Below are 21,462 nucleotides of genomic sequence, written 5' to 3'. Positions count from 1 at the left end.
AATGGTGGTGGGGGAAGGATTACTAGCGCTGCGCGCTTCACCCTTCGGGTCGTTGCCTGCGGCAACGCTTTCTCGCTGGCGTTCGAGTCGCACCTTGGACGAAGCTTCTCATCCCTCCCCGTATGGGCAGAATATTTAATTGCGGATTCGTTTGAGAGTTCACGGACTTTTGAAAAGTGATGGTGGTGGGGGAAGGATTCGAACCTTCGAAGTCGATGACGGCAGATTTACAGTCTGCTCCCTTTGGCCGCTCGGGAACCCCACCAGGGGTAATTCAAATTTTGAGGTAATGCTTGAGATGGTGGTGGGGGAAGGATTCGAACCTTCGAAGTCGATGACGGCAGATTTACAGTCTGCTCCCTTTGGCCGCTCGGGAACCCCACCACGGGGTAATGCTTTTTACTGGCCTGCTCCCTTATCGGGAAGCGGGGCGCATCATATCAAATGACGCGCCGCTGTAAAGTGTTACGTTGAGAAAAATGAACTGGTTGCGTAATTTTCACCCGTAACGGATTAAAGGTAACCAGTTATTTTTGCTGGCGATTAAAGAATAATCGTCCGATTACCGTAAACAAAGACGCGCTGCGCCAGTACTTTGTAGAGTGCGCGACTTAAGACGTTTTTCTCGACGTCACGACCTGCGCGCATCATATCTTCAGCTGTGTAGGTATGATCGACATGAATAACGTCCTGCATGATGATTGGACCTTCGTCCAGATTGTCATTCACATAGTGAGCGGTAGCGCCAATAATCTTCACGCCACGTTCATAGGCCTGGTGATAAGGACGTGCGCCGATAAACGCTGGCAGGAATGAATGGTGAATATTGATGATCTTATTCGGGAAGCGTGCCACAAATTCTGGCGTTAATACCCGCATATACTTCGCCAGCACCACGTAGTCAGGCTGATAAGCATCAATGGCATCCGCCATCTTTTGATCGTGCTCGTTGCGGCTTAACCTTTCATGGCTTACCAGCTCAAACGGAATATCAAAACGCTCAACCAGAGAACGTAAAGTATCGTGGTTACCAATAACTGCCGCGATTTCGACATCCAGGCCGCCGTAATTGGCTTTCATCAACAAATCGCCAAGGCAATGCGCCTCTTTAGTGACCAGAATCACTATCCGGCGACGACCGGCAGGATTCAGCTCACGTACGGAGCCTTCTGGCAATGCGCTGTCGAGATCCGCCAGCAGGGTGGAATCATTAAAAATTCCTTCCAGTTCCGTGCGCATAAAAAAGCGCCCGGTACGGTGATCAACAAATTCATTGTTCTGTACGATATTTAACTCGTGCTTGTAGCAAATATTGGTAATACGTGCGATCAGACCTTTTTGGTCCGGACAAATAGTACGCAGAACTTTACGTTGGAGTGAATGCATTGCTGGAAAAACCTTGTTGAGAGTGTTTGCTAAACCGTACCGTCAACCATTATTGGCCGCAGCACTTTTTAAATTTTTTACCTGAACCACAAGGGCAGGGATCGTTGCGGCCAAACTGCGGACGTGTACCGTCAATATAGTACCATTGACCGTTTTCTTTCAAAAATCGCGAACGTTCAATTATTGCACCTGTTTTGCTACCTTCGGTAAATCGCGCAACAAAACTGACAAATCCGATATTGTCGACGTCCTGCCAACAATGTTCAAATACGGTCAATCCCAACCATTCAGTATGCGCAAATCCGGCAATCAATTCGGCACGTAACGTCGCCGCTCCACAAGATGGATGCCAGGTCTTTATTAAATAATCCGCGTCTTTCATCACAAAAGCGCAGTAACGCGAACGCATGAGATGTTCTGGATCAGGTGCAACCTTTTCACCAGACACATAAGGGTGGCAACATAGGCTATACTCGACAGCACTACCACAGGGACAAAGCTGAGACACAAATAATCTCCCTGGAAACAATAACGGCGTATTAACCGCCTGAGTAGCACTATGTTAACCGAGCAGTAGCGATGTTGCTACGATTGCATTCCAGGGGAATCTTGCGGGAATAATGAGAAAGATAAAAATAGGGCTGGCGCTGGGATCTGGCGCGGCGAGAGGTTGGTCGCATATTGGCGTTATTAATGCGCTAAAAAAAGTGGGTATTGAAATTGATATCGTTGCAGGATGTTCAATTGGTTCGCTGGTGGGCGCTGCCTATGCATGCGATCGACTATCTGCGCTGGAAGATTGGGTGACCTCTTTCAGTTATTGGGATGTTTTACGCCTGATGGATCTCTCCTGGCAGCGCGGTGGGTTACTGCGCGGCGAGCGTGTCTTCAATCAATATCGCGAAATAATGCCGGAAACAGAGATCGAAAATTGTTCCCGTCGCTTCGCGGCTGTTGCCACCAATTTAAGTACTGGGCGCGAATTATGGTTTACTGAAGGCGATCTCCATCTTGCTATTCGTGCATCATGCAGTATTCCAGGACTAATGGCACCCGTTGCGCATAACGGCTACTGGCTGGTTGATGGCGCTGTAGTTAACCCAATTCCTATTTCGCTCACGCGTGCATTGGGTGCTGATATTGTGATAGCGGTCGACCTGCAGCACGATGCTCATTTGATGCAACAAGATCTGCTCTCCTTTAATGTCAGTGAAGAAAATAGCGAGAATGGTGATTCTCTGCCGTGGCATGCGCGTCTGAAAGAAAGGTTGGGCAGCATAACGACACGTCGGGCGGTGACAGCGCCAACGGCAACAGAGATTATGACCACTTCTATCCAGGTGCTGGAGAACCGCCTTAAAAGGAACCGCATGGCAGGTGATCCGCCCGATATTCTGATTCAACCTGTTTGCCCGCAAATATCTACGCTTGATTTCCATCGCGCGCACGCTGCCATTGCGGCCGGGCAGCTGGCAGTGGAAAAGAAAATGGACGAACTTTTGCCGTTGGTACGCACCAACATTTGACCAGAATTTTTATCTACACTTAAGTTAATTCTGACAGGCGCAGGTGGCAATAGCATGCCACTATTGAGTAAAGCCAGTCAGGGGAGAGAACATGACGCAGCCATTGGTCGGAAAACAGATTCTCATTGTTGAAGATGAGCAGGTATTTCGCTCGCTTCTGGATTCGTGGTTTTCCTCATTGGGAGCGACAACGGTACTGGCGGCTGATGGGGTGGATGCCCTTGAGTTGCTGGGAGGTTTCACTCCAGACCTGATGATATGTGATATCGCGATGCCACGAATGAACGGGCTTAAACTGCTGGAGCATATACGTAACAGAGGCGACCAGACCCCAGTTCTGGTGATATCTGCCACTGAAAATATGGCAGATATTGCCAAAGCGTTACGTCTGGGCGTTGAAGATGTTTTGCTGAAACCAGTTAAAGATCTGAATCGCTTGCGCGAGATGGTTTTTGCCTGTCTCTATCCCAGCATGTTTAATTCCCGCGTTGAAGAAGAGGAAAGGCTTTTTCGCGACTGGGATGCAATGGTTGATAACCCTGCCGCAGCGGCGAAATTATTACAGGAACTACAACCGCCGGTTCAGCAGGTGATTTCCCATTGCCGGGTTAATTATCGTCAATTGGTTGCCGCGGACAAACCCGGCCTGGTGCTTGATATTGCCGCACTTTCGGAAAACGATCTGGCATTTTATTGCCTTGATGTCACCCGAGCTGGACATAATGGCGTACTTGCTGCCTTGTTATTACGCGCATTGTTTAACGGATTATTACAGGAACAGCTTGCACACCAAAATCAACGGTTGCCAGAGTTGGGCGCGTTATTGAAGCAGGTAAACCATTTACTCCGTCAGGCCAATCTGCCGGGGCAATTTCCGCTATTAGTTGGCTATTATCATCGCGAACTGAAAAATCTCATTCTGGTTTCTGCGGGTCTGAATGCGACGTTAAATACCGGCGAACACCAGGTACAAATCAGTAATGGTGTTCCGTTAGGCACTTTAGGTAACGCTTATTTGAATCAATTGAGCCAGCGATGCGATGCCTGGCAATGCCAAATATGGGGAACCGGTGGTCGACTGCGCTTGATGTTGTCTGCAGAATGAGCAAACGATAACGCGGGCTAAATTTGCATTACCTGCTAATGTCGGCTGGTGGTACTATCGTCGCCATTCGTATAAGTAATTGTCTTAATTATGCTAACTCGCCTCCTTTTCAGAACTTAGCCCCTTCGGGGTGCTGATATACTGGGATGCGATACAGAAATATGAACACGTTCAAAACACGAACAGTCCAGGAGAATTTAAATGGCTGCCATTAATACGAAAGTCAAAAAAGCCGTTATCCCCGTTGCGGGATTAGGAACCAGGATGTTGCCGGCGACGAAAGCCATCCCGAAAGAGATGCTGCCACTTGTCGATAAGCCATTAATTCAATACGTCGTGAATGAATGTATTGCGGCTGGCATTACTGAAATTGTGCTGGTTACTCACTCATCTAAAAACTCTATTGAAAACCACTTTGATACCAGTTTTGAACTGGAAGCAATGCTGGAAAAACGTGTAAAACGTCAACTGCTTGATGAAGTGCAGTCTATTTGTCCGCCGCACGTGACTATTATGCAAGTTCGTCAGGGGCTGGCGAAAGGCCTGGGACACGCGGTATTGTGTGCTCACCCGGTAGTGGGTGATGAACCTGTGGCTGTTATTTTGCCTGACGTTATTCTGGATGAATATGAATCCGATTTGTCACAGGATAACCTGGCAGAGATGATCCGCCGCTTTGATGAAACGGGTCATAGCCAGATCATGGTTGAACCGGTTGCTGATGTGACCGCATATGGCGTTGTGGATTGCAAAGGCGTTGAATTAGCACCGGGTGAAAGCGTACCGATGGTTGGCGTGGTTGAAAAACCAAAAGCGGATGTTGCGCCGTCTAATCTCGCTATTGTGGGGCGTTACGTACTTAGCGCGGATATTTGGCCGTTGCTGGCAAAAACCCCTCCGGGAGCTGGTGATGAAATTCAGCTCACCGACGCAATTGATATGCTGATCGAAAAAGAAACGGTGGAAGCCTATCATATGAAAGGGAAGAGCCATGACTGCGGTAATAAATTAGGTTACATGCAGGCCTTCGTTGAATACGGTATTCGTCATAACACCCTTGGCACGGAATTTAAAGCCTGGCTTGAAGAAGAGATGGGCATTAAGAAGTAACATCCGTATCGGTGTTATCCACGAAACGGCGTTGAGCAATCGACGCCGTTTTTTTATAGCTTATTCTTATTAAATTGTCTTAAACCGGACAATAAAAAATCCCGCCGATGGCGGGATTTTTAAGCAAGTGCAATCTACAAAAGATTATTGCTTGATCAGGAAATCGTCGAGGGATTTACCTTGCTCATCCATTGCTTTTTTGATTACAGCTGGAGTACGGCCCTGGCCAGTCCAGGTTTTAGTTTCGCCGTTTTCGTCAACGTAGCTATATTTTGCCGGACGCTGAGCACGTTTAGCTTTGGTGCCAGATTTAACGGCAGCAAGGCTATTCAGCAGTTCGTTCGGGTCAATACCGTCAGCGATCAGCATTTCGCGATATTGCTGCAGTTTACGAGTGCGCTCTTCAACTTCAGCAGCAGCCGCGCTTTCTTCTTCGCGACGTTCGTTAACAACAACTTCTAATTTTTCCAGCATTTCTTCCAGCGTTTCAAGTGTACATTCTCTTGCCTGCGCACGAAGAGTACGGATGTTGTTCAGAATTTTAAGTGCTTCGCTCATTGTAGTAATCTCAAACTTATATTGGGGTGGTTTGTTGAGGTAATAATAGAGCCTTAAATTCAGTTGTGCAATAGCCAGGAATGTAAGGAATTCAAAATTGTTCTTTATTTTGTGCCGCCAATAAATATCTTTTCATAAAATTAGCCAGAAAAGACGCGGCATATAGCCCTATTTGCACCGATGATTTCGCAGCACGTGAGGTTAAAACTTCCTGATTCATGTCACATTTTATGGGGAGATTATCGTAGGCTGACGACCTTTCAGTCTTCTGTATTAGTCGTGTTTACGAGAATTCCCTATTAAGCGAATGATGAAAAGTAGAACAGTCGCAATAAGAGCAGGGACTTAGTATTGCACTATCTCCAGGAGGTCAACAGAGGGCTATTACTTGCGCAACGGGTTAAAGATTGTGAATAGTTACCAGCAGTCATTTACCCGCTTATAACAAGCGAGGCAGTTGTAATGATAGCTCAGAAGGATTATGCAAGGCTTCGTAAGGGAGAACGCATATACCACTTCTGTGCATACTGTTGAGCTGAAAAACTGACGAATTATGATAAACTCCAGCCAACTTTAATTCATATCATTGAGGGCCTGTGGCTGATGGCACAGCTATATTTCTACTATTCCGCAATGAATGCGGGTAAGTCTACAGCATTGTTGCAATCTTCATACAATTACCAGGAACGCGGCATGCGCACTGTCGTATATACGGCAGAAATTGACGATCGCTTTGGTGCCGGGAAAGTCAGTTCGCGTATAGGTTTGTCATCGCCTGCAAAATTATTTAACCAAAATTCATCATTATTTGATGAGATTCGTGCGGAACATGAACAGCAGGCAATTCATTGCGTACTGGTTGATGAATGCCAGTTTTTAACCAGACAACAAGTATATGAATTATCGGAGGTTGTCGATCAGCTCGATATACCCGTACTTTGTTATGGTTTACGTACCGATTTTCGAGGTGAGTTATTTATTGGCAGCCAATACTTACTGGCATGGTCCGACAAACTGGTTGAATTAAAAACCATCTGTTTTTGTGGCCGCAAAGCAAGCATGGTGCTGCGTCTTGATCAAGCAGGCAGACCTTATAACGAAGGTGAGCAGGTGGTTATTGGTGGTAATGAACGCTACGTTTCTGTATGCCGTAAACACTATAAAGAAGCGTTAGAAGTCGGCTCATTAACGGCTATTCAGGAAAGGCATCGCCACGATTAATAAGAATTTCTTTACTGACAGGGTGAGCAGGGCGCTTTTATCCTGTCAGTTCGTTTTACTCACTTCATCCGGTGTATATACCCTTCTCGACAGTTCTTTAACGCCACTATACCCCTCACAGAGCGCTTTTACAGTGACGTTGACTTGTGACCTGTAAAGTACAATATCGCTGTGTGTAGGCGTTATACATCGCCGTAAATATGATGAAGGCAAATGCTGTCGGTTTATGGGAAAGTTGCTTTGGGTAAAACAAAAAACGGCCCCAGAAGGGACCGTTTATGTTGCCAGACAGCGCTACTGATTAAGCGGATTTCTTCGCTTTTTTCTCAGCTTTAGCCGGAGCGGCTTCTTTTTTCGCTGCAGTTTCACCTTCTACATAATCACGACCGTAGTAGGTATCCAGCAGAATCTGTTTCAGCTCGGAGATCAGTGGGTAACGCGGGTTAGCGCCGGTGCACTGGTCATCGAATGCATCTTCAGACAGTTTATCCACGTTCGCCAGGAAGTCTGCTTCCTGAACGCCAGCTTCACGGATAGATTTCGGAATACCCAGTTCAGCTTTCAGCGTTTCCAGCCATGCCAGCAGTTTCTCGATCTTAGCAGCAGTACGGTCGCCCGGTGCGCTCAGACCCAGGTGGTCAGCAATTTCAGCATAACGACGGCGAGCTTGCGGACGGTCATACTGGCTGAATGCAGTCTGCTTGGTCGGGTTGTCGTTCGCGTTGTAGCGAATAACGTTACAAATCAGCAGGGCGTTTGCCAGACCGTGCGGAATATGGAACTGGGAACCCAGTTTGTGCGCCATTGAGTGACATACACCCAGGAAGGCGTTCGCAAACGCGATACCCGCGATAGTTGCTGCACTGTGAACACGTTCACGCGCTACCGGATTTTTAGATCCTTCGTGGTAGGACGCTGGCAGATATTCTTTCAGCAGTTTCAGCGCCTGCAGAGCCTGACCATCAGAGAACTCAGATGCCAGTACAGAAACATAAGCTTCCATGGCGTGAGTTACTGCGTCCAGACCACCGAAAGCACACAGGGACTTCGGCATGTCCATAACCAGGTTGGCATCGACAATCGCCATATCCGGGGTCAGCGCATAGTCTGCCAGCGGATATTTCTGACCAGTAGCGTCGTCAGTTACAACCGCAAACGGAGTGACTTCAGAACCTGTACCAGAAGTGGTGGTGACAGCGATCATTTTCGCTTTCACACCCATTTTCGGGAACTTGTAGATACGTTTACGGATATCCATAAAGCGCAGCGCCAGTTCTTCGAAGTGAGTTTCCGGATGTTCGTACATAACCCACATGATCTTCGCAGCGTCCATCGGGGAACCACCACCCAGCGCGATAATCACGTCTGGTTTGAAGGAGTTTGCCAGTTCTGCACCTTTACGAACGATGCTCAGGGTCGGGTCAGCTTCTACTTCGAAGAAGACTTCAGTTTCAACGCCTGCTGCTTTCAATACGGAAGTGATCTGATCAGCATAGCCATTGTTGAACAGGAAGCGGTCAGTCACGATGAGCGCACGTTTGTGGCCATCAGTAATCACTTCATCCAGCGCGATTGGCAGGGAGCCACGGCGGAAGTAGATAGATTTCGGAAGTTTGTGCCACAACATGTTTTCAGCTCGCTTAGCAACGGTTTTCTTGTTGATCAGGTGTTTCGGACCAACGTTTTCAGAGATGGAGTTACCACCCCAGGAACCACAACCCAGAGTCAGGGAAGGTGCGAGTTTGAAGTTATACAGGTCACCGATACCACCCTGAGAAGCCGGGGTGTTAATCAGGATACGAGCCGTTTTCATTTTCTGACCGAAGTAAGAAACGCGAGCCGGTTGGTTATCCTGGTCAGTGTACAGGCAAGAGGTATGACCGATACCGCCCATAGCAACCAGTTTCTCTGCTTTTTCTACCGCGTCTTCGAAATCTTTAGCACGGTACATTGCCAGAGTCGGGGACAGTTTTTCATGTGCGAACGGTTCGCTTTCATCAACAACGGTCACTTCACCGATCAGAATCTTGGTGTTTTCTGGTACAGAGAAGCCTGCCAGTTCAGCAATTTTATAGGCTGGCTGACCAACGATAGCCGCGTTCAGCGCACCGTTTTTCAGGATAACGTCCTGAACAGCTTTCAGCTCTTTACCCTGCAACAGATAGCCGCCGTGGGTTGCGAAACGTTCACGTACTGCGTCATAAACAGAGTCAACAACAACAACAGACTGTTCAGAAGCACAGATTACGCCGTTGTCGAAGGTTTTGGACATCAGTACAGATGCAACTGCACGTTTGATATCAGCAGTTTCATCGATAACAACTGGAGTGTTGCCCGCGCCTACGCCGATAGCTGGTTTACCGGAGCTGTATGCGGCTTTAACCATGCCCGGACCACCAGTCGCGAGGATCAGGTTGATGTCTGGGTGGTGCATCAGTGCGTTAGACAGTTCAACAGAAGGTTGATCGATCCAGCCGATCAGATCTTTCGGAGCACCGGCAGCGATAGCAGCCTGCAGAACGATATCAGCCGCTTTGTTGGTAGCATCTTTTGCACGCGGGTGCGGGGAGAAGATAATGGCGTTACGGGTCTTCAGGCTGATCAGCGATTTGAAGATAGCAGTTGAAGTCGGGTTAGTGGTCGGAACGATACCGCAAATAATACCGATTGGTTCAGCGATAGTGATGGTACCAAAAGTGTCGTCTTCAGACAGAACACCACAGGTTTTTTCATCTTTATAGGCGTTATAGATATATTCAGAAGCAAAGTGGTTTTTGATCACTTTATCTTCGACGATACCCATGCCGGATTCGGCAACGGCCATTTTCGCGAGTGGGATTCGAGCATCTGCAGCAGCCAGAGCGGCGGCGCGGAAGATTTTGTCTACTTGCTCTTGAGTGAAACTGGCATATTCACGCTGGGCTTTTTTTACACGCTCTACGAGTGCGTTAAGTTCAGCGACATTAGTAACAGCCATAATGCTCTCCTGATAATGTTAAACTTTTTTAGTAAATCATCTGCTCGAATACGAGAGTATAGTCAGTGCGGTGATGATTTGCTTAACCGATGAAAATCAAAAGCTTACTCGCGCTCACACTCACTGTGATTTACTAAAAGAGTTTAAACATTAGAGTTATTATCTCTAATGCGTCACTTCCAGGTGGCGTAAGCAAGATTACTCACTTCTGGGTACTGATTACGTGATCCAAATCAAATTTTTGCAAAGCTGACACCTTTCAGCATCGCTTTTCGCCATTATAGCTAACAGTTAATAAATTGTAGTATGATTTGTTGGCTGCATTAGCATGTTTTGCACAACCAGATAACAATAACGAATGATAGCAATTTTAAGTAGTTAGGAGGTGAAAAATGCTGTCAAAAGGCGTATTGTCAGCGCGTCTTTTTAACCTTATTTATGGCTAACATTATCCGGCTTTTGCTTCGGAGCTAACCGTGATTCAGACCCTTTTTGATTTTCCCGTTTACTTCAAATTTTTCATCGGGTTATTTGCGCTGGTCAACCCGGTAGGGATTATTCCCGTCTTTATCAGCATGACCAGTTATCAGACAGCGGCAGCGCGAAACAAAACGAACCTTACAGCCAACCTGTCTGTGGCCATTATCTTGTGGATCTCGCTTTTTCTCGGCGACACGATTCTACAACTTTTTGGTATATCAATTGATTCATTCCGTATCGCCGGTGGCATCCTGGTGGTGACGATAGCGATGTCGATGATCAGCGGCAAGCTTGGCGAGGATAAACAGAACAAGCAAGAAAAATCAGAAACCGCGGTGCGTGAAAGCATTGGTGTGGTGCCATTGGCGTTGCCGTTGATGGCGGGGCCAGGGGCGATCAGTTCTACCATCGTCTGGGGGACGCGTTATCACAGCATTAGCTATCTGTTTGGTTTCTTTGTGACTATTGCATTGTTCGCTTTATGTTGCTGGGGATTGTTCCGCATGGCACCGTGGCTGGTACGGGTTTTACGCCAGACCGGCATCAACGTGATTACGCGTATTATGGGGCTATTGCTGATGGCATTGGGGATTGAATTTATCGTTACTGGTATTAAGGGGATTTTCCCCGGCCTGCTTAATTAATTCCTTTCAAATGAAACGGAGCTGTCATGCTCCGTTTACTTCGTCATTATTTTTACTTTGTTCCCGCGCAGTTATCAAAAGCAAAAGGAATGGGTGAAAATATTCTTCTCAAATTACAGTTAGTTATAAGGATTTCCTTAACTGCTTCTCCTCACCATCATGTTATTTTCGCCACATCATAATCCTGGGCTTGCTGAAGAATAATTGAAATGATATTAGTAATTCCACTGCCTTTGGTAGAGGAAAGTGCTAAATAATAATCAATTGTTAAATTATTGTGCATTTCACTACTGGAACTGTAATCAGAAAAGAGAGACATGCTTAACCAATCTCTATTTGATTGAATTGAAAGATGTTTGTTAAGACATGGATGCAAGCTATAGATTCTGATGCGGTCAATAAAAGAGAATTGCTTAACAATTTTGCAAAATGTATTGGCGATTAAGAAGCGCATTTGGTACTTTCCGGGCAACCGCCAGGCGATTCTTTATTGGTAATGAGAATAATTAACAATTAAAGAGCGTCGCGAAAGAATAATGTGTCTCGACAGGGGAGACACAGTACGAATCGACATAAGGTGATCGTCTGAATCACCAGAATAAATAAAGTCGGTGATAGCAATCCGTAACGATAAAGTAACCTGACAGCAGAAAGTCTCCGAGCCTGTGCAGGGTCCCAATCCGGGATTACACATGCTGGTTAATACCAGTAATTATAATGAGGGAGTCCAAAAAACAATGACCAACATCACCAAGAGAAGTTTAGTAGCAGCTGGCGTTCTGGCTGCACTAATGGCAGGGAATGTCGCGCTGGCAGCTGATGTACCCGCAGGCGTCACACTGGCGGAAAAACAAACGCTGGTACGTAACAATGGTTCAGAAGTTCAGTCATTAGATCCGCATAAAATTGAAGGTGTTCCGGAGTCTAATATCAGCCGAGACCTGTTTGAAGGCTTACTGGTCAGCGATCTTGACGGTCATCCGGCACCTGGCGTCGCTGAATCCTGGGATAATAAAGACGCGAAAGTCTGGACCTTCCATTTGCGTAAAGATGCGAAATGGTCTGATGGCACGCCAGTCACAGCACAAGACTTTGTGTATAGCTGGCAACGTTCTGTTGATCCAAACACCGCTTCTCCGTATGCCAGTTATCTGCAATATGGGCATATCGCCGGTATTGATGAAATTCTTGAAGGGAAAAAACCGATTACCGATCTCGGCGTGAAAGCAATTGATGATCACACATTAGAAGTCACCTTAAGTGAACCTGTTCCGTACTTCTATAAATTACTTGTTCACCCATCAACTTCACCGGTGCCAAAAGCCGCTATCGAGAAATTCGGCGAAAAATGGACCCAGCCTGGTAATATCATCACCAACGGTGCCTATACCTTAAAAGATTGGGTCGTAAACGAACGAATCGTTCTTGAACGCAGCCCAACCTACTGGAACAACGCGAAAACCGTTATTAACCAGGTAACCTATTTGCCTATTGCTTCTGAAGTTACCGATGTCAACCGCTACCGTAGTGGTGAAATCGACATGACGTATAACAACATGCCGATCGAATTGTTCCAGAAGCTGAAAAAAGAGATCCCGGACGAAGTTCACGTTGATCCATACCTGTGCACTTATTATTACGAAATTAACAACCAGAAACCGCCATTCAACGATGTACGTGTGCGTACCGCACTGAAACTGGGTATGGACCGCGATATCATTGTTAATAAAGTGAAAGCGCAGGGCGACATGCCCGCCTATGGTTACACTCCACCGTATACTGATGGCGCAAAATTGACTCAGCCGGAATGGTTTGGCTGGAGCCAGGAAAAACGTAACGAAGAAGCGAAAAAACTGCTGGCTGAAGCGGGTTATACCGCAGACAAACCGTTGACCATCAACCTGTTGTATAACACCTCCGATCTGCATAAAAAGCTGGCGATTGCTGCCTCTTCATTGTGGAAGAAAAACATTGGTGTAAACGTCAAACTGGTTAACCAGGAGTGGAAAACGTTCCTCGACACCCGTCACCAGGGCACTTTTGATGTGGCCCGTGCAGGCTGGTGTGCAGACTACAACGAACCAACTTCCTTCCTGAACACCATGCTGTCGAACAGCTCAATGAATACCGCGCATTATAAGAGCCCGGCCTTTGACAGCATTATGGCGGAAACGCTGAAAGCGACTGACGAGGCGCAGCGCACAGCTCTGTACACTAAAGCAGAACAACAGCTGGATAAGGATTCGGCCATTGTTCCTGTTTATTACTACGTGAATGCGCGTCTGGTGAAACCGTGGGTTGGTGGCTATACCGGCAAAGATCCGCTGGATAATACCTACACCCGGAATATGTACATTGTGAAGCACTAATGGCAATACGTGGGGCAGGCGTGTACTGCTCCACGGTGTCTGATTTTTATCGCATTACAGAAGGCACAGGCCAGAAGGTAGGGCAATGTTAAAATTTATTCTACGTCGCTGTCTGGAAGCGATTCCGACGCTATTTATTCTTATTACTATTTCGTTCTTCATGATGCGCCTCGCGCCGGGAAGCCCTTTTACCGGCGAACGTACTTTACCGCCAGAAGTGATGGCCAATATCGAAGCGAAATATCATCTTAATGATCCGATCATGACACAGTATTTCAGCTACCTGAAACAACTGGCGCATGGCGATTTCGGTCCATCGTTTAAATATAAAGATTATTCGGTCAACGACCTGGTTGCATCCAGTTTTCCCGTTTCTGCCAAACTGGGAGCCGCAGCATTTTTCCTTGCGGTAATACTGGGTGTTAGTGCTGGCGTTATTGCCGCATTAAAACAAAACACCAAATGGGACTATACCGTGATGGGGCTGGCAATGACCGGGGTTGTTATCCCCAGTTTTGTGGTTGCGCCATTATTAGTCATGATATTTGCGATCATTTTGCATTGGCTGCCGGGCGGTGGCTGGAATGGTGGTGCGCTTAAATTCATGATACTGCCAATGGTGGCGTTGTCACTCGCCTATATCGCCAGTATTGCGCGTATTACCCGTGGCTCTATGATTGAAGTATTACACTCCAACTTTATTCGTACTGCCCGGGCGAAAGGGTTACCTATGCGGCGGATCATTTTACGCCACGCATTAAAACCTGCTCTGTTACCCGTGCTCTCCTATATGGGCCCCGCATTTGTCGGCATTATTACCGGTTCTATGGTCATCGAAACCATTTATGGTTTGCCGGGGATTGGGCAACTGTTCGTTAATGGCGCATTGAACCGTGACTATTCCTTAGTGTTAAGCCTGACTATCCTGGTTGGTGCGTTAACCATTTTGTTTAATGCCATTGTCGATGTGCTATATGCGGTTATCGACCCGAAAATCCGTTACTGATACTGGAGCTCGCGATGATGTTAAGTAAGAAAAACAGCGAGACGCTGGAAAATTTCAGTGAAAAGCTGGAGGTCGAAGGGCGCAGCTTGTGGCAGGACGCACGTCGACGTTTTATGCATAACCGTGCGGCGGTTGCCAGTCTGATAGTGCTGGTGCTAATCGCGTTATTTGTAATCCTGGCACCGATGCTTTCGCAGTTTGCCTATGACGATACTGACTGGGCGATGATGTCCAGCGCCCCGGATATGGAGTCCGGTCACTACTTTGGTACTGACTCATCCGGTCGCGACCTGCTTGTGCGTGTTGCGATTGGCGGGCGTATCTCACTCATGGTCGGTGTTGCTGCGGCACTGGTGGCAGTGGTCGTGGGGACACTTTATGGTTCGCTTTCCGGTTATCTGGGCGGTAAAGTGGATTCGGTAATGATGCGTCTGCTGGAAATCCTCAACTCCTTCCCATTCATGTTCTTCGTCATTTTGCTGGTGACCTTTTTCGGTCAAAACATCCTGCTGATTTTCGTGGCGATTGGCATGGTTTCCTGGCTGGATATGGCTCGTATTGTGCGTGGGCAAACCCTGAGTCTGAAGCGCAAAGAGTTTATTGAGGCGGCACAAGTTGGCGGTGTATCGACGTCGGGCATTGTTATTCGCCACATTGTGCCGAATGTACTCGGTGTGGTGGTGGTCTACGCATCACTTCTGGTGCCCAGCATGATCCTCTTTGAATCTTTCCTTAGCTTCCTGGGGTTGGGGACGCAAGAGCCGTTAAGCAGCTGGGGCGCATTGCTGAGTGATGGCGCGAACTCGATGGAAGTCTCTCCATGGTTACTGTTGTTCCCAGCGGGATTCCTCGTGGTGACGCTATTTTGTTTCAACTTTATAGGCGATGGCTTGCGTGATGCCCTCGACCCGAAAGATCGTTAAGGAGTGCAGCCATGAGCGTAATTGAAACTGCAACTGTGCCGCTCGCACAACAACAGGCTGACGCACTGCTGAACGTGAAAGATTTGCGTGTCACCTTTAGTACCCCGGACGGCGACGTCACGGCGGTCAATGATTTGAATTTTTCCCTACGTGCCGGAGAAACGCTGGGCATTGTAGGTGAGTCTGGTTCGGGTAAATCGCAAACTGCATTTGCGTTGATGGGCCTGCTGGCTGCCAACGGACGTATTGGCGGATCGGCAACCTTCAATGGGCGTGAAATCCTCAATTTGCCAGAGCGTGAACTCAATAGACTGCGCGCTGAACAAATCTCAATGATTTTTCAGGACCCAATGACTTCGTTGAATCCCTATATGCGCGTCGGTGAGCAGTTGATGGAAGTGCTGATGCTGCATAAGAACATGAGCAAAGCTGAGGCGTTTGAAGAGTCGGTGCGGATGCTCGATGCGGTAAAAATGCCGGAAGCGCGTAAACGCATGAAAATGTACCCGCACGAATTTTCTGGTGGCATGCGTCAGCGAGTTATGATTGCGATGGCATTGCTATGTCGACCTAAGCTGCTGATTGCGGATGAACCCACTACTGCGCTGGACGTCACCGTACAGGCGCAGATCATGACGCTATTGAATGAACTGAAGCGGGAATTTAATACCGCCATCATTATGATTACCCACGATCTTGGCGTGGTGGCGGGGATCTGCGACAAAGTGCTGGTAATGTACGCCGGGCGCACGATGGAATATGGCAACGCGCGCGATGTCTTTTATCAACCCGTTCATCCTTATTCTATCGGTTTGCTCAACGCGGTGCCGCGTCTCGATGCGGAAGGTGAAACAATGTTGACCATCCCTGGTAATCCGCCAAACCTGCTGCGATTACCGAAAGGTTGCCCGTTCCAGCCACGTTGTCCGCATGCGATGGAAATTTGTAGTAGCGCACCGCCGCTGGAAGAGTTTACGCCTGGCCGTCTGCGTGCTTGCTTTAAACCGGTGGAGGAACTGTTATGAATGCTGTAACCGAAGGAAGAAAAGTCCTCCTCGAAATCGCCGATCTGAAAGTGCACTTTGAAATCAAAGATGGCAAACAGTGGTTCTGGCAACCTCCGAAAACGCTCAAAGCCGTAGATGGTGTCACTCTTCGCCTGTATGAAGGGGAAACATTAGGTGTGGTAGGGGAATCGGGATGCGGTAAGTCCACCTTTGCTCGCGCCATCATCGGTTTGGTCAAGGCGACCGACGGTCATGTTGCCTGGTTAGGTAAAGAGTTGCTGGGCATGAAGCCCGATGAATGGCGTGCCGTTCGCAGTGATATTCAGATGATTTTCCAGGATCCGTTGGCATCGCTTAACCCGCGTATGACCATCGGCGAGATCATCGCTGAACCACTGCGTACTTATCATCCGAAAATGTCACGCCAGGAAGTTCGCGAGCGCGTGAAGGCGATGATGCTGAAAGTCGGTTTGTTGCCTAATCTGATTAACCGCTATCCGCATGAGTTCTCCGGTGGGCAGTGCCAGCGTATCGGGATTGCTCGTGCTCTTATTCTTGAACCGAAGCTGATTATCTGTGATGAGCCGGTGTCGGCGCTGGACGTGTCAATTCAGGCGCAGGTGGTCAACCTGCTCCAGCAGTTGCAACGTGAGATGGGATTGTCGTTAATTTTTATCGCTCACGACCTGGCCGTGGTAAAACACATTTCCGATCGTGTGCTGGTGATGTATCTCGGCCATGCGGTAGAACTGGGGACCTATGATGAGGTCTACCACAATCCGCTACATCCTTACACCAGGGCATTGATGTCGGCAGTCCCCATACCTGATCCGGATCTGGAGAAGAACAAAACCATCCAGTTACTGGAAGGGGAATTACCGTCGCCGATCAACCCGCCTTCCGGTTGTGTTTTCCGTACCCGTTGTCCGATTGCCGGTCCGGAGTGCGCCAAAACACGTCCTGTGCTGGAAGGGAGTTTCAGACACGCCGTTTCTTGCCTGAAAGTCGATCCGCTTTAAAAGCAATAAGGGCTGACAGTTGTCAGCCCTTATTCACGCCAAAAGCGATTATTTATTCCCGCCAGATGATATGGCAAAGTTTGTGATCTTTTTCGCGGCATAACAGAATGCGCGCGAAAACATCGTTGATTTCACCATCTTCACTGTCCGCCAGACCAATCACCACTTCGGCAAAAAAGTCCGGGTTCAAATCGAAATCAACATGTTCCTGCCAGTCTTCCGCCGGATCGAATAACTCCGCGCCGCCGCGCTCTTCAAACTGAAGATTGAACAGCAGAACATCAGCTGGATCGAGATTGTCGGCAGCCAGTTCGAGAAAAATATCGTAGGCCTGCTCAAGCGTTTCATCTTCAGTCAGGCGATTGTTTAGATCCATATCCATAGTCACTACCTGTTTAACCTCTGTTGGCGACGTTTTACAGCAACGGGCTGAAGAAGTAAAACAGTCGCTCGGCGACACGTTGCCATAATGGACGTTTTAGCCATAAACGGGCATCGAGCAGACGTGAACGCGAAATATAATCGTCCTGAACGGCGGCAAGGTCTGCACCAAAACCTTTATCGTCGATTGCCAGGGTAATCTCGAAATTTAGCCACAGACTCCGCATATCAAGGTTAACGGTGCCAACCAGACTTAGTTCACCATCGACCAGCACGCTCTTGGTATGCAGTAACCCGCCTTCAAACTGATAAATTTTAACCCCAGCAGCCAGCAGTTCCGTAAAGAATGCGCGACTGGCCCAGCCGACCAGCATCGAGTCATTTTTTCGCGGAAGGATAATACTGACATCCACCCCGCGCTGCGCCGCCGTGCAAATCGCATGAAGTAAATCATCGCTGGGCACAAAGTAGGGCGTTGTCATGATCAAATATTCACGCGCCGAATAAGCAGCAGTCAATAATGCCTGGTGAATGAGATCTTCCGGAAAGCCGGGGCCAGAAGCAATTGTGTGAATGGTGTGACCGCTGGCCTGCTCAAACGGCATAATATTGACATCTGGTGGTGGCGGCAGAATACGTTTTCCGGTTTCAATCTCCCAGTCGCAGGAATAAATAATCCCCATCGCGGTAGCGATGGGACCTTCCATACGCGCCATCAGATCAATCCATTGCCCTACGCCCGCATCTTGTTTGAAGTAGCGAGGGTCGACCATATTCATGCTGCCGGTGTACGCGATGTAATTATCGATCATGATCATCTTGCGATGTTGGCGCAGGTCCATACGGCGTAAAAACACACGCATCAGATTGACCTTTAAGGCTTCGACAACTTCAATACCGGCATTACGCATTAGCTCGGGCCACGGGCTGCGGAAAAAAGCCACACTCCCGGCGGAGTCGAGCATCAATCGGCAATGAATGCCGCGTCGCGCAGCCGCCATTAATGATTCAGCCACCTGGTCCGCCATGCCGCCGGGCTGCCAGATATAAAACACCATCTCAATATTATGGCGAGCGAGCTGGATGTCGCGGATTAACGCCTGCATCACATCATCTGACTCGGTCATCAGTTGCAGCTGATTCCCTTTGACCCCAGCGATCCCCTGACGACGCTCGCAAAGCTTGAATAATGGCGCAGCGACACTGCTATTTTCTTCGGCGAAGATATGCTTACAGGCTTTAAGGTCGTTAAGCCATTTTGCGGTGGAAGGCCACATCGCTCTGGCGCGCTCAGCGCGGCGTTTGCCTAAATGGAGCTCGCCAACGGCAAGATAGGCAATAATTCCGACTAACGGCAGAATGTAAATAATCAACAGCCAGGCCATCGCGGAGGGAACTGCGCGTCGTTTCATTAGAATGCGTAAAGTTACGCCTGCAATGAGCAACCAGTATCCCAGAATGGCCAACCAACTCACCAACGTATAAACGGTTGTCATAGATTAGAAATCCTTTTGAAAGCGCATTGTTATGAGTTTACGCATATGGATTCATCTGGCAAATAAAAACGCGGGAAAAGCACTGGTCAGCGTCGGGGGCGGGGGTATAATGACCATTCTGTTATTGCATAGAGTAGTTAACATGAAGCGGAGTAGAACGGAAGTGGGGCGCTGGCGCATGCAGCGTCAGGCTAGCCGACGTAAATCGCGTTGGCTTGAGGGGCAGTCGCGCCGAAATATGCGTATCCACAGCATCAGGAAGTGCATTCTAAACAAACAGCGTAACTCGTTATTGTTTGCGATCTACAATATCTAAATGTACTGGGCACCATTGCGGTGCCCAATAAGTTTACTCTTCCCTCTTTAAACTCTATTTTTGCGCCGATTCTTTACTGTCAGCTTTCGTTTCTTGTTCATCGTTATCGCTGAAAATGCCATGACCGGAGTTCAACAACATTGAAACGAGCATATCATTATTAATCTCTTCACCATTTAAAACTCGCGCCAGAATTTCGCTGCCAAACAGTTGCGGCGAGAGAATGATATCCGGATGTACCATCTTAATCTTATTCAGGTTTTTGCTATCACTGACGGCGAGAACTGTTTTGACATCACTGCTCATATCTTTTGCCGAGAGTACAACAAACGCGTTATCTGCATCGTTATCACTCAGCGCCAGAATGGCCCGGCATCGATCAATTCCTGCTTTCTTTAATACTGAACTGTCATTACTGTCACCGGGGATAACATCAGCGTTATCGCCTAAGCGTTGCTCAAGTTGCTTGATATCATCTTCAGGCAAGTTGCTGATAACCGTTACGTTTTGTCCGCGTTGATTCAGTTGCAGGATCGTATTGATGGCGAGAATCGAATGTCCGCAAACAATAAAATGATCTTTACGATGCATTGTATGATTGTTTCCTTTTACAAGTTTGTTGAATCCCCCGCGGATAAGCGGACCAAAAATTGAGGTCATAGATGTGGCAAAAACGGTAATGCCGGAAATAATGACCGAAATAGTGAACAATCGTGCTGATTCAGAAACAGGGACAATATCGCCATAGCCGACGGTTGACATGGTTTCTATCGAAAAATAGAACGCGGTCATCAAACTTTCTATTCGCGGATTAAAACCTTCGCTTAAATAAAGCGCACCGTAGGTGGAGTAAAACAGTAACGTCGTGAAACTAATAAATGCGAAAATTGTCCCGGCTGCGGCGCTACTGTGGGAGAAGTCTTTGCGCAGTATCAGCAAAAACACCAGCGTAAAAATGCAAAATCCAATACTAAATTTCAGCCAGGGATAAAAATGCAGGGTGTAAATTAGCGCTATCAACAACAAAATGATACTGATTGCCCATGCGAGCTTTGCCCGGAACAGTAAGCCAATGGAGTTCAGGACAAGAAAGACGCCGAGCATAAAGAGTGGGGCGTTTGCCAGCAAGGAGAGATCCAACTCTGAAAATGCTTTGATATGGAAAATATCTAGCAAATTGACCGACATACCATAGATTGTTTTAAAAATAAGCAATCCATTTAAAAAGACGGCCAGCGCGAGAATGTCGTGCCGTAGGGTCACCCATAAATTAGTTGCTGTTTGTTTGAATGTAGCCCAGTGACTCACTGATACCTCTGTAACCACAATTTTGTTTAATTATCTTAGCGTGCACATTTTCTGAACATACATGCAGCGCGTGAATGTGTTAAACAATAGTAGATGACTTTATCCGCAGTAATCAAAGGTTTTGAGTGAGCAACTCTGCGTCAGGAAAGGGCATTTTTCCTGAATATGCTCACATCATATAAAGAAATACAGATAAAGTTATTATCTGCTTGTGGTGGTAAATGCAATGACTGACCTATAAGGAAAGGCCAAACAAGAACACGGTTGCTAAAACCGTGCCCTTAAATATTGAATTTCTATTCAGAACACTTTCTTAAATGGTTTCACTGAAACGTGTTCATAGACTCCTGCCGCTACGTACGGGTCAGCATCGGCCCAGGCCTGAGCTGCTTCCAGCAATTCAAATTCAGCAATAACGGTTGAGCCAGTAAATCCCGCAGCCCCTGGATCGTTACTGTCTACTGCTGGCATTGGACCGGCGGTCAACAATCGACCTTCATCATGCAGTAACTGTAAACGTGCTAAATGTGCCGGACGAACGGAAAGGCGTTTTTCGAGGCTATCAGCTTTGTCTTGAGCGTAAATAACATACAACACGGGCACAACTCCTTGTTCGGGAAAGTTGTAAAG

21 protein-coding genes, 2 tRNA genes and 1 other RNA gene are annotated in these 21,462 nt (G+C 47.6%); 12 read left to right on the top strand and 12 right to left on the bottom strand.

Annotated elements, in window-relative coordinates:
• Positions 1-2: 2 nt before the first annotated feature.
• From ACJHWT_RS10855 to ACJHWT_RS10835, 5 genes are all read right to left on the bottom strand, one after another.
• Positions 3-133: non-coding RNA, RtT sRNA (locus ACJHWT_RS10855), on the bottom strand.
• A 47-nt stretch (positions 134-180) separates the two neighbouring features.
• Positions 181-265: transfer RNA gene (locus ACJHWT_RS10850), tRNA-Tyr, on the bottom strand.
• 34 nt (positions 266-299) lie between these two features.
• Positions 300-384, bottom strand: a tRNA-Tyr gene (locus ACJHWT_RS10845).
• A 159-nt stretch (positions 385-543) separates the two neighbouring features.
• Complete coding sequence (purU, locus tag ACJHWT_RS10840; RefSeq protein ID WP_000555858.1) at positions 544-1,386, bottom strand: formyltetrahydrofolate deformylase; 843 nt, start codon at positions 1,384-1,386, stop codon at positions 544-546.
• 49 nt (positions 1,387-1,435) lie between these two features.
• Complete coding sequence (locus ACJHWT_RS10835) at positions 1,436-1,894, bottom strand: YchJ family protein (protein ID WP_001317785.1); 459 nt, start codon at positions 1,892-1,894, stop codon at positions 1,436-1,438.
• A gap of 112 nt (positions 1,895-2,006) precedes the next feature.
• On the opposite strand from ACJHWT_RS10835, the gene rssA reads away from it, so the two are divergent.
• From rssA to galU, 3 genes are all read left to right on the top strand, one after another.
• The gene (gene rssA / locus ACJHWT_RS10830; protein ID WP_001226476.1) at positions 2,007-2,912 is read left to right on the top strand and encodes a patatin-like phospholipase RssA; all 906 of its coding nucleotides are present in this window, start codon (positions 2,007-2,009) and stop codon (positions 2,910-2,912) included.
• A gap of 91 nt (positions 2,913-3,003) precedes the next feature.
• Entirely contained in the window at positions 3,004-4,017 is a 1,014-nt protein-coding gene (rssB, locus tag ACJHWT_RS10825) for a two-component system response regulator RssB (RefSeq protein ID WP_000193447.1), read from the top strand.
• 201 nt (positions 4,018-4,218) lie between these two features.
• Positions 4,219-5,127 carry a UTP--glucose-1-phosphate uridylyltransferase GalU gene (gene galU, locus ACJHWT_RS10820; protein ID WP_000718995.1) on the top strand — a complete coding sequence of 303 codons (909 nt, stop codon included), beginning with the start codon at positions 4,219-4,221 and terminating at the stop codon, positions 5,125-5,127.
• Between the two features lie 144 nt (positions 5,128-5,271).
• On the opposite strand, the gene hns is transcribed toward galU, so the two are convergent.
• Complete coding sequence (gene hns / locus ACJHWT_RS10815) at positions 5,272-5,685, bottom strand: histone-like nucleoid-structuring protein H-NS (RefSeq protein WP_001287378.1); 414 nt, start codon at positions 5,683-5,685, stop codon at positions 5,272-5,274.
• Positions 5,686-6,288: 603 nt separating this feature from the next.
• On the opposite strand from hns, the gene tdk reads away from it, so the two are divergent.
• Positions 6,289-6,906 (top strand): thymidine kinase, encoded by a 618-nt coding sequence (tdk, locus tag ACJHWT_RS10810; protein ID WP_000068076.1) that lies wholly within the window; start codon positions 6,289-6,291, stop codon positions 6,904-6,906.
• Between the two features lie 301 nt (positions 6,907-7,207).
• Here tdk and adhE read toward each other — a convergent pair whose 3' ends face one another.
• Positions 7,208-9,883, bottom strand: a complete 2,676-nt coding sequence (gene adhE, locus ACJHWT_RS10805) for a bifunctional acetaldehyde-CoA/alcohol dehydrogenase (protein ID WP_000301651.1) — start codon at positions 9,881-9,883, stop codon at positions 7,208-7,210.
• Between the two features lie 392 nt (positions 9,884-10,275).
• Here adhE and ychE (ACJHWT_RS10800) point away from each other — a divergent pair, with 392 nt between their 5' ends.
• On the top strand, positions 10,276-10,329 hold the full coding sequence (gene ychE / locus ACJHWT_RS10800; protein ID WP_211180492.1) for a protein YchT: 54 nt from the start codon (positions 10,276-10,278) through the stop codon (positions 10,327-10,329).
• A 30-nt stretch (positions 10,330-10,359) separates the two neighbouring features.
• Positions 10,360-11,007, top strand: a complete 648-nt coding sequence (gene ychE / locus ACJHWT_RS10795; RefSeq protein ID WP_000616774.1) for an NAAT family transporter YchE — start codon at positions 10,360-10,362, stop codon at positions 11,005-11,007.
• A 157-nt stretch (positions 11,008-11,164) separates the two neighbouring features.
• Here ychE (ACJHWT_RS10795) and ACJHWT_RS10790 read toward each other — a convergent pair whose 3' ends face one another.
• The gene (locus ACJHWT_RS10790; RefSeq protein ID WP_410232330.1) at positions 11,165-11,461 is read right to left on the bottom strand and encodes a hypothetical protein; all 297 of its coding nucleotides are present in this window, start codon (positions 11,459-11,461) and stop codon (positions 11,165-11,167) included.
• Positions 11,462-11,744: 283 nt separating this feature from the next.
• On the opposite strand from ACJHWT_RS10790, the gene oppA reads away from it, so the two are divergent.
• From oppA to oppF, 5 genes are all read left to right on the top strand, one after another.
• Complete coding sequence (gene oppA, locus ACJHWT_RS10785; RefSeq protein ID WP_001317786.1) at positions 11,745-13,376, top strand: oligopeptide ABC transporter substrate-binding protein OppA; 1,632 nt, start codon at positions 11,745-11,747, stop codon at positions 13,374-13,376.
• Between the two features lie 85 nt (positions 13,377-13,461).
• Positions 13,462-14,382, top strand: coding sequence for an oligopeptide ABC transporter permease OppB (gene oppB, locus ACJHWT_RS10780; protein ID WP_000911112.1), 921 nt, complete (start codon positions 13,462-13,464; stop codon positions 14,380-14,382).
• 14 nt (positions 14,383-14,396) lie between these two features.
• Positions 14,397-15,305: an oligopeptide ABC transporter permease OppC gene (oppC, locus tag ACJHWT_RS10775; RefSeq protein ID WP_000979661.1), complete on the top strand. Its 909-nt coding sequence runs from the start codon at positions 14,397-14,399 to the stop codon at positions 15,303-15,305.
• Positions 15,306-15,316: 11 nt separating this feature from the next.
• Complete coding sequence (gene oppD / locus ACJHWT_RS10770; RefSeq protein WP_000110961.1) at positions 15,317-16,330, top strand: murein tripeptide/oligopeptide ABC transporter ATP-binding protein OppD; 1,014 nt, start codon at positions 15,317-15,319, stop codon at positions 16,328-16,330.
• Positions 16,327-17,331 carry a murein tripeptide/oligopeptide ABC transporter ATP-binding protein OppF gene (gene oppF, locus ACJHWT_RS10765; RefSeq protein WP_000994905.1) on the top strand — a complete coding sequence of 335 codons (1,005 nt, stop codon included), beginning with the start codon at positions 16,327-16,329 and terminating at the stop codon, positions 17,329-17,331. Before oppD ends, oppF begins: the two co-directional genes overlap by 4 nt.
• A gap of 52 nt (positions 17,332-17,383) precedes the next feature.
• On the opposite strand, the gene ACJHWT_RS10760 is transcribed toward oppF, so the two are convergent.
• Positions 17,384-17,713: an HI1450 family dsDNA-mimic protein gene (locus ACJHWT_RS10760; protein ID WP_000366959.1), complete on the bottom strand. Its 330-nt coding sequence runs from the start codon at positions 17,711-17,713 to the stop codon at positions 17,384-17,386.
• Positions 17,714-17,747: 34 nt separating this feature from the next.
• A complete protein-coding gene (gene cls, locus ACJHWT_RS10755) occupies positions 17,748-19,208 on the bottom strand; it encodes a cardiolipin synthase (RefSeq protein ID WP_000214516.1) in 1,461 nt (486 codons plus the stop codon).
• A 142-nt stretch (positions 19,209-19,350) separates the two neighbouring features.
• On the opposite strand from cls, the gene ACJHWT_RS10750 reads away from it, so the two are divergent.
• Positions 19,351-19,524 (top strand): YciY family protein, encoded by a 174-nt coding sequence (locus ACJHWT_RS10750; RefSeq protein WP_001309467.1) that lies wholly within the window; start codon positions 19,351-19,353, stop codon positions 19,522-19,524.
• A gap of 54 nt (positions 19,525-19,578) precedes the next feature.
• On the opposite strand, the gene kch is transcribed toward ACJHWT_RS10750, so the two are convergent.
• Positions 19,579-20,832 carry a voltage-gated potassium channel protein gene (gene kch, locus ACJHWT_RS10745; RefSeq protein WP_000020078.1) on the bottom strand — a complete coding sequence of 418 codons (1,254 nt, stop codon included), beginning with the start codon at positions 20,830-20,832 and terminating at the stop codon, positions 19,579-19,581.
• Positions 20,833-21,132: 300 nt separating this feature from the next.
• Complete coding sequence (locus ACJHWT_RS10740) at positions 21,133-21,429, bottom strand: YciI family protein (protein WP_065203369.1); 297 nt, start codon at positions 21,427-21,429, stop codon at positions 21,133-21,135.
• Positions 21,430-21,462: the final 33 nt, after the last annotated feature.

Source organism: Escherichia sp. WS338 (assembly GCF_046486405.1).
In the GTDB taxonomy this organism is placed as follows: domain Bacteria; phylum Pseudomonadota; class Gammaproteobacteria; order Enterobacterales; family Enterobacteriaceae; genus Escherichia; species Escherichia coli.
The sequence above is the reverse complement of the archived record's forward strand: the minus strand, read 5'-3'. Positions and strand labels throughout refer to the sequence as shown.